Origin of the sequence: Salinivibrio sp. ML290, assembly GCF_001995695.1 — a bacterium.
In the GTDB taxonomy this organism is placed as follows: domain Bacteria; phylum Pseudomonadota; class Gammaproteobacteria; order Enterobacterales; family Vibrionaceae; genus Salinivibrio; species Salinivibrio siamensis.
Map to the genome: position 1 here is coordinate 1 of NZ_MUEY01000026.1, position 6,718 is coordinate 6,718.

General features: G+C 41.3%; 7 protein-coding genes and 4 pseudogenes. 4 read left to right on the forward strand and 7 right to left on the reverse strand.

Annotation, left to right across the window (positions count from 1 at the left end; genetic code table 11):
* Positions 1-261: 261 nt before the first annotated feature.
* A pseudogene (locus BZG23_RS16145) lies at positions 262-396 on the reverse strand (helix-turn-helix domain-containing protein); the annotation flags it as partial.
* Between the two features lie 139 nt (positions 397-535).
* Between BZG23_RS16145 and BZG23_RS16150 the strand changes: the two are divergent.
* The gene (locus BZG23_RS16150; RefSeq protein ID WP_077607532.1) at positions 536-1,147 is read left to right on the forward strand and encodes a hypothetical protein; all 612 of its coding nucleotides are present in this window, start codon (positions 536-538) and stop codon (positions 1,145-1,147) included.
* Positions 1,137-1,634: a hypothetical protein gene (locus tag BZG23_RS16155; RefSeq protein WP_077607533.1), complete on the forward strand. Its 498-nt coding sequence runs from the start codon at positions 1,137-1,139 to the stop codon at positions 1,632-1,634. Before BZG23_RS16150 ends, BZG23_RS16155 begins: the two co-directional genes overlap by 11 nt.
* Before the next feature lie 174 nt (positions 1,635-1,808).
* Here BZG23_RS16155 and BZG23_RS16160 read toward each other — a convergent pair whose 3' ends face one another.
* Positions 1,809-2,252: a hypothetical protein gene (locus BZG23_RS16160; protein ID WP_077607534.1), complete on the reverse strand. Its 444-nt coding sequence runs from the start codon at positions 2,250-2,252 to the stop codon at positions 1,809-1,811.
* Between the two features lie 134 nt (positions 2,253-2,386).
* Here BZG23_RS16160 and BZG23_RS16970 point away from each other — a divergent pair.
* Positions 2,387-2,494: pseudogene (locus BZG23_RS16970) on the forward strand (IS110 family transposase); the annotation flags it as partial.
* Between the two features lie 47 nt (positions 2,495-2,541).
* Here BZG23_RS16970 and BZG23_RS16165 read toward each other — a convergent pair.
* The 4 genes from BZG23_RS16165 to BZG23_RS16180 all read right to left on the reverse strand — a co-directional run bounded on the left by BZG23_RS16165 (position 2,542) and on the right by BZG23_RS16180 (position 5,444).
* Positions 2,542-3,096: a hypothetical protein gene (locus tag BZG23_RS16165; protein ID WP_077607535.1), complete on the reverse strand. Its 555-nt coding sequence runs from the start codon at positions 3,094-3,096 to the stop codon at positions 2,542-2,544.
* A complete protein-coding gene (locus BZG23_RS16170) occupies positions 3,080-4,165 on the reverse strand; it encodes a hypothetical protein (protein ID WP_198532206.1) in 1,086 nt (361 codons plus the stop codon). Before BZG23_RS16170 ends, BZG23_RS16165 begins: the two co-directional genes overlap by 17 nt.
* Before the next feature lie 105 nt (positions 4,166-4,270).
* On the reverse strand, positions 4,271-4,813 hold the full coding sequence (locus BZG23_RS16175) for a YniB family protein (protein WP_077607536.1): 543 nt from the start codon (positions 4,811-4,813) through the stop codon (positions 4,271-4,273).
* 91 nt (positions 4,814-4,904) lie between these two features.
* Complete coding sequence (locus tag BZG23_RS16180) at positions 4,905-5,444, reverse strand: hypothetical protein (protein ID WP_198532207.1); 540 nt, start codon at positions 5,442-5,444, stop codon at positions 4,905-4,907.
* Positions 5,445-5,986: 542 nt separating this feature from the next.
* Between BZG23_RS16180 and BZG23_RS16975 the strand changes: the two are divergent.
* Positions 5,987-6,547, forward strand: a pseudogene (locus BZG23_RS16975) (helix-turn-helix domain-containing protein); the annotation flags it as partial.
* Between the two features lie 37 nt (positions 6,548-6,584).
* On the opposite strand, the pseudogene BZG23_RS16785 reads toward BZG23_RS16975, so the two are convergent.
* Positions 6,585-6,718 (reverse strand): annotated as a pseudogene (locus BZG23_RS16785) (ISAs1 family transposase); the annotation flags it as partial.

A 6,718-nucleotide genomic window follows, 5' to 3' on the forward strand; every position in this document is an offset into this window, starting at 1 on the left:
TATCTTCTGTCATTTTTAATCTCCTAAACATTAGGAGACCATTAAATCGTACTGAAAATCTCCTAAACATTAGGAGACCATTAAATCGTACTGAAAATGATCAACAAATTGATCCTTTATTTTCACTTATTTTAATTAATAAATATGGCATAACGCACGATTTTAAGCCATAAGTGACAACTTAATCATTAAATTGCTAGCCCAGGCGTAGCGCGGATCTTCATGCGTTTTCCCTGGCTCGTAACGGCCGTCTGGTAATCAGTTCCTACTTAGCTCTCTCGATATTGTTGATTTTGACTTACAGAGGGTTTCGGCAATGACTGTTTGTGAACAGCCACGGGCCAAAAGGACAGAAATCTGGTATCGTTGTCCTTCGGTCAACTGCTGGTAACTCATGGTAATCACGTTTTGATTTTGGCGATGAGAAGCGTACCACTATCAGCAGTTGACTTCCTCTCGCCAGTTTAACCATGAGTGTTGCACTTATTATCTGAATTCAGGCGCAACCAACACTGATAAAAATCGGTCTTCACTAATGAAAACCTTCAAACCCCTCATCGGAGCCAAAGCTACAGACAAAAGCGTCCCGACGCGCGGCCACGCAATAAGCAAAATCGGTTTCAAGATTGATGGGACGGAAAGTCAGGTGCATGGGTGTATCCTAAAAATTGATATTTACGTGATGATGCTCCAATATCGTAAGGCTTTCTGWGATTTTTGTAAGTATTTACTTTTAAATATCGAGATAATAATCTCTCATGGAACAGGTATGCCAGTATCAAGCTTTAAAGGTGATTTTTGCAATATAGATAGCTTTGAGCCTAGCGCTCAGACCCTTGATGGAATCAAGGAAATGAACAGGATAATCGATACTGCCAATGTACTCGAAGCAGTCTTATCTGGTGTTCCGCTATTTCAACTATTTGCATCAAGAAGTGCGAATGGTTCAGTTATTATTGAGGGTTCAGCATCAGTAGTATCCACAGGCATTAATATCAGTATATATGACTGGAAAGGTTTCGCTGATGCATTTAAAAGTGTAGGAATTATTCGACGCCGTAGACTGCAGGATCACGCTGATATGACAGCATTAAATGCAACAGGAAAAGATTACGAATTTTGGAGATGTGTTTCTAATGCACTATAGAAAAATCACCTTACTTTTACTGATAAGCCTTCCTCTTGTAGGTCATGCCCTGACGTGGGAAGAATTTTTAAAGTCCGAGATGGATAGCGCTTACTCTGCACTAGAAGAAAAAGCAAGCAATTGCCGTAAAAACCGTCAACAATTAGAGCCAATCGAGGAAAGTTGGTTTGTTAATCTCAGTCGAAGCGAAAAAGTAGCAGCAACTGGTTATATCAAGCATCTAGCAGAGACTGATTGCTGGGGAGAAGAGCTATCCTCCTACAACTCTGCATTGTTAGCATATACTTCTGAATCGAAAGATACGCAGTATTTAGACGAGTGGCTCGAGCTATCGAATGTATATCGGAGTGACGACTTTAAGCGCGAATTTGATGCACTCAACGTAAACTCGCTTGTAAAATGGTACAAACGACAACCAACAGTTATGCCTTTCGATATGATTGAGTTTCTTGAGCAATACCCTGAATTTCAAAAGAGCAATAAATAGCTGTGGAGATATCAAATCGTTGCTACAACACCATAAAAGCCGAAAAATAATCAGTAGCTGTGGTAGCTAAGTAAATTCCGACAATCGTATTGCGACTCTTGTTATCCCCGCTACTAATTAATCAGCTAAAAAGTGATTTATTTAGAGCGCGAGTCTAATTAACTCATTGTACACTTACCTCCAACGATCTGCCGCTATCACTTTTTTTAGTTCATCATAGAGCCTATCTAAATCTCCGTATCTTGACAAATCAGCCGTTAACCCATGATTACCAATGATTTTTATAGATTTCACCTTGTGCTTGGAACGCTTAACCTTGACCGTTTTAACGCTTTCCCACTCCATGATTTCTTGTGTGTCAGGCTCATAAGAAATTAATCCCTTGTCTGAAATTTCAATGGCATGATTTTCAGCGTAGTTTTTAAAATCGCACCTTCCTTTATAGTTTATTAGCGCTGGAATAGAGCAAAATAGAAAAACATAAAGGAGATACTCAAAACTAATTACATCACCCATAAACCATGAACCAAAAAATATCAAAGAAGGCCAAAACATAAAAACACTGAGCGGCCCTACATACAAATTTTTTATTCTTTTATCTACTATTTTAAACTTCATTAACACTACTCTATCTGAATGTATACCGAATGACAGGGTTACTCTCTTGAATGTCTGCCACACTGAGGTGCGACCTTAGATATCGGAGATGACTATATCTGCTCAAAATTTTTGGCGTTAATCTCGCTAAGCACTACTTTTCTTTTCTCACGCTGAATGACCACAAAAAATTCGCCATAAATTTCTATTTGCGTAAGATGGTGGTAATCTTAAATTTGATGCTCAGAGACGGCGTGATATGAAATAAAAAAATCTCGCTAAAATTTAGGATTGACGACATACGCGTTTGTTATGTTTTAAACCTGATAAAGCCACTATACCATTTAGGATTTAGAATACGGTCACATTCTGTTATGACTTGATCATATTGCTTCTGAACATCCTCTTTATAAGGACGTTCATCTCGATGATCCATTTGGCAATTGACAGTAAGATCGCAAGCGTGAACGAAACGACGAATAGCTTTCGCCAAATCTGGATAACGTGAAAATTTACCGGCAACATACTTAAGGTCGTCATGAAGTGGGATATAGTCTTTCTTTTTTTCATCTATGCCAGTATAAACAGACACCACTTCCATCGCGATGCCAATTTGTTCTTCAAGTTGATGTAATCTTTCAACTTCTTTACTCCAACTTGTAATTCGCTTATCGCGGTTTAGCGTTAGTCTTGAACTCAAGACTAACGATATAATCGAAGTTATTGCAGCCATTAAGGCAGCAACTAAGGTAATTTCTTCTTTACTCATCATACCCTCAGAAACATAACGCCGCGCTCTGCGGCAAACTTGGAGCGCAGCGGAAAATTTGTCCGACAACAGCGCTTTGTTAGCCTTTCTTGGCATCGAGAACTCTAAGCCCGCCAGCGGCTGACGACTCAACGACACAAGGAAAATCAACTCTTAACCCTAAATGATTCTGGCTCACTAGAGCCTTAAGTGGCTTTTCAGTCAAAAACAAATCGCAATATCCTAGGGCTGCTTCAGCATGATGAAAGTCTAGAAGGTCATTACCTGTCAGTTGGCGATTTTGGTCCCACCTTACTGCTGCGTGACAGCAAGCACCAATATGAAGCGTCCTAACTGATTTTGAAAATCTACTAAATCGTTCTTGGTTAGATAAATTTTCGCTGTTGGGTTCTAATTCTTTATATCCTCTATTATTTACCTCTTTGAACAACTGCAACATTTCCTCTTTAAATAGGCTTAATCCGCCTTCAAATTCGATACGATACGCTTGCTTGTAACTACGAATTTCATCAGCATGATTTTTATTACCAAAATTAAGGCGATCTGCAGTACTCTGCCAATTTGGCTGCTCCCAACTTTCAAAGTCAAGATAGCCCATCATTTCTGTAATTGTGGTATTCCACATATGATCAAAAAATGACTTTTGTATTATAAGTTCTTCAGATGGCCCGAAGGGCGTTTGGTGAGGATGAATCTCACCGAATATATAGCTCAGTTTTATCCATACCAATTCGTCTACTGGTATAAGGTCTTCGACCCCAGCCAGAGAGTAAATAGTATTACATATCTCTTGACTTATTCTTTCTGGGTTCACAACAAGTGTGACACCAAGGCTTAGACGATCTATCAGTCTTGCGGTGGCAAGCCTTGTCTCGTGATCACTTTGCTTCATTAACTCAATAAAAACTGTCTCGGATATGGGGCAAATTACCTGGCCTTCATCAACAAGAAATTTTATCCGATCAAGGAGTTTAATTAATTCTTGATTATCGTTCCTACCAAGCTCGACATCCCTCAGAAAAATCCAAAAGCGTAGGTCCAAATAAACCCTGAATCTATTTGTTATCTCTCTACCAAGCTGTACACGCTTGTTCCTCACATGTTGCTCTAAACTCACGTCTGGGTTTTTACGGTGAAAGTCTTTTTTGCTGGTTATAGTATCCATGTCCATTGCGTAATTATGTATTGAGGGCTAACGCAGAGCGCACCGGTGGCTTTTTTGGAGCGAAGCGGAGAAAAGGCCATCCGTGTGACGCGTTTTGTTAACACTTTAGATGCCGAGGAGCCCGACAAATACGGCGACGATAATTCCAACTATGATAGGCGCTAAATAAAGTTGATGCGCTTGCGCGAAGACGCTGTTTGACGGTATAGCTGTTGACTGCTCAATTTCCTGCCTCGACCGTCCATTAGCGCCTTTTACAGACTCTTCAATGAGCTGATCTTCAATTTTTTCGTCAATTATAGCCAATCGCGCTGCCATTTTACGCCCAGAAGCATAAAGCGCTGCGCCTACGAAAATGCCGGAATATATTATTAGCGCATACAGATTTTGAATTTCCGACAGGTTGAACTGATCTGGTACTGGCGAATGATCCCAGAAAAAACTCAAAAACTGGGTTTGCTCATAAATCCAAGATACCGCCTGTTTAAACGGCCGAGCCAATGCAGACCCAAACTGGGTTCCATCGTCGAGCCGGAAATAGACCATTTTCAGAAAAGAAATGACCGTTGAGACGAGGGCAGGAGCGGCGATTGCTACTCCAAGAATTCTCTTAACGTTTGACCGCTTTCTTGCTTCTTGATAGTGCACGAACTATTCCTTGATTGTTAACGCCGGCGTAACGGGCCGTTTTGTGGAGCGCAGCGGAACAAAGCGGTCCCGTTGACGCATTAGTTATGTATTATTGCTGCAACCCAAACTGCTGATGGTCGTCTCGAAAATCTTCGAATGCTGCCAAAGTTCTCTCAGTGGGATAGGGATAGAAATCAGGGATTAGGTGATTTTCGCGACAGAACCTCAACACCTCATGCCCCATGAGCTCTATTGTTTTATCCCTCTGCTTGTCAGTCATGTTCGAGTTTCGCCAATGATTGAAGAAAATTCGATCTTCAAAGTTTGAGACAGCCTTCTGGGCGGTACGCTTGTACTCAGTGAGGCTAATTTTGGAAAACTTAGCATAAGGCAAATGCTCGTTCAGAAGCTCATAGAAGTGCTTCGGATCATAGCTATGGTGATTACGACACTTCATTAGCTGATCCACGGCCGCTCTATGATTAATGAAAGCACTAGCGTTTTCACCATTAAGCGAGCAAGTGAATCCAATATTGTGATCAACAAAAGCAAAAAGAAATTTTCTCTGCGCTGCAGAGTATGCTGTTTCAATTAGGCAGTCATGGTACTGAAAGTTGAAGAATGCAACAGTAACCCCACTACTAGCCATTCGGTTTTCGAATAACCGGATATTTGTGAATCTCAATATTTACTCCATTTATACATAACATTGTATTAGTGCGCATGCGCGATTTCCCAAAATCGTTATACGCGGCTTTTCTTATCTAACCCACTGTTATAAATAACATTTTGAGTCTTTATGATCTATCTCTTTTCCGAGAAAGTGTGCATGCCGCCTATCACGGTTCAGGCGTTCACATTATCCCCAAGCAGTAAAATGCAACCCATTGATTAAATAGCATTTCTATTTTTTAGCTTGGTGATAATGTGAATGTGTTTCGAATAATCGTGCACACGATCTGGCTTCCCTCGCCGATAAGCTGTGTAAATATGGCTCTTCACCGGATGTGGTGGAAAGTGTTTCTTTTCAAGTTTTCCGATTAATTAGACAATAAGTAAACACTCTGCACTTGCTCCCTGAATCAGATGAAAGATACAGCACTCTATCAAACGATCCTTGGACTGATTCCGCCATGGACTGTTGACTCTGTCCAGGTGGATAAAACGAGCCAACGTATTACCGTGACTATCATGTACGAAAGTCATTCAGGCGTTGCTTGTCCAACATGCTCGAAAGCGGTAAGAAAGCATGACTCTCGAAAGCGGATATGGCGTCATTTGGATACATGCCAATACGAAACATATCTTGAGGCCCAAGTTCCACGTGCTGACTGTCCAAAGCATGGGGTTCAGACCGTTTCTGTTCCTTGGGCATCTCCTGGAAGTCGCTATACCGAACTCTTTGAGACAAAGATTATTGAAACACTTCAGTTCACTTCTCTTCTCTCTGTATCTAAAGCCTTTCGACTGAGTTGGGGAGCCATTGATCGGGTAATGAAAAGGGCTGTTTCACGAGGGCTCGCCCGGAGAAATTTAAATAAGGTAGAAGATCTGTTGGTAGACGAAACTGCCTTTTGCCGAGGGCATGATTATGTCACGGTGATGTCGAGCCGAACGGGCCAAGTTCTCGCTGTTGCCGACGGTAAAAGTGAACAAAGCTTAGCAAACTGCTATCGAGTGCTGCCTAACATCGCTAAACAACAGGTCCGCTCAGTCTCGATGGATATGAGCCAAGCTTTTATGAATGCAACCGAGTCCTTCTTTCACGGAAAACGCATGAACATCCGCGTCAAGAAAGGCTTCCTAACACGGTCGCCAAGTACTCTTGGTCCATCGCGCACATCATTCGCTTGCGTTGAATGCCAGCTTTGAAACTCTTCTCTTGCTTTAATAAATTCAAAACCATTTGCCTTATTCGTGCAA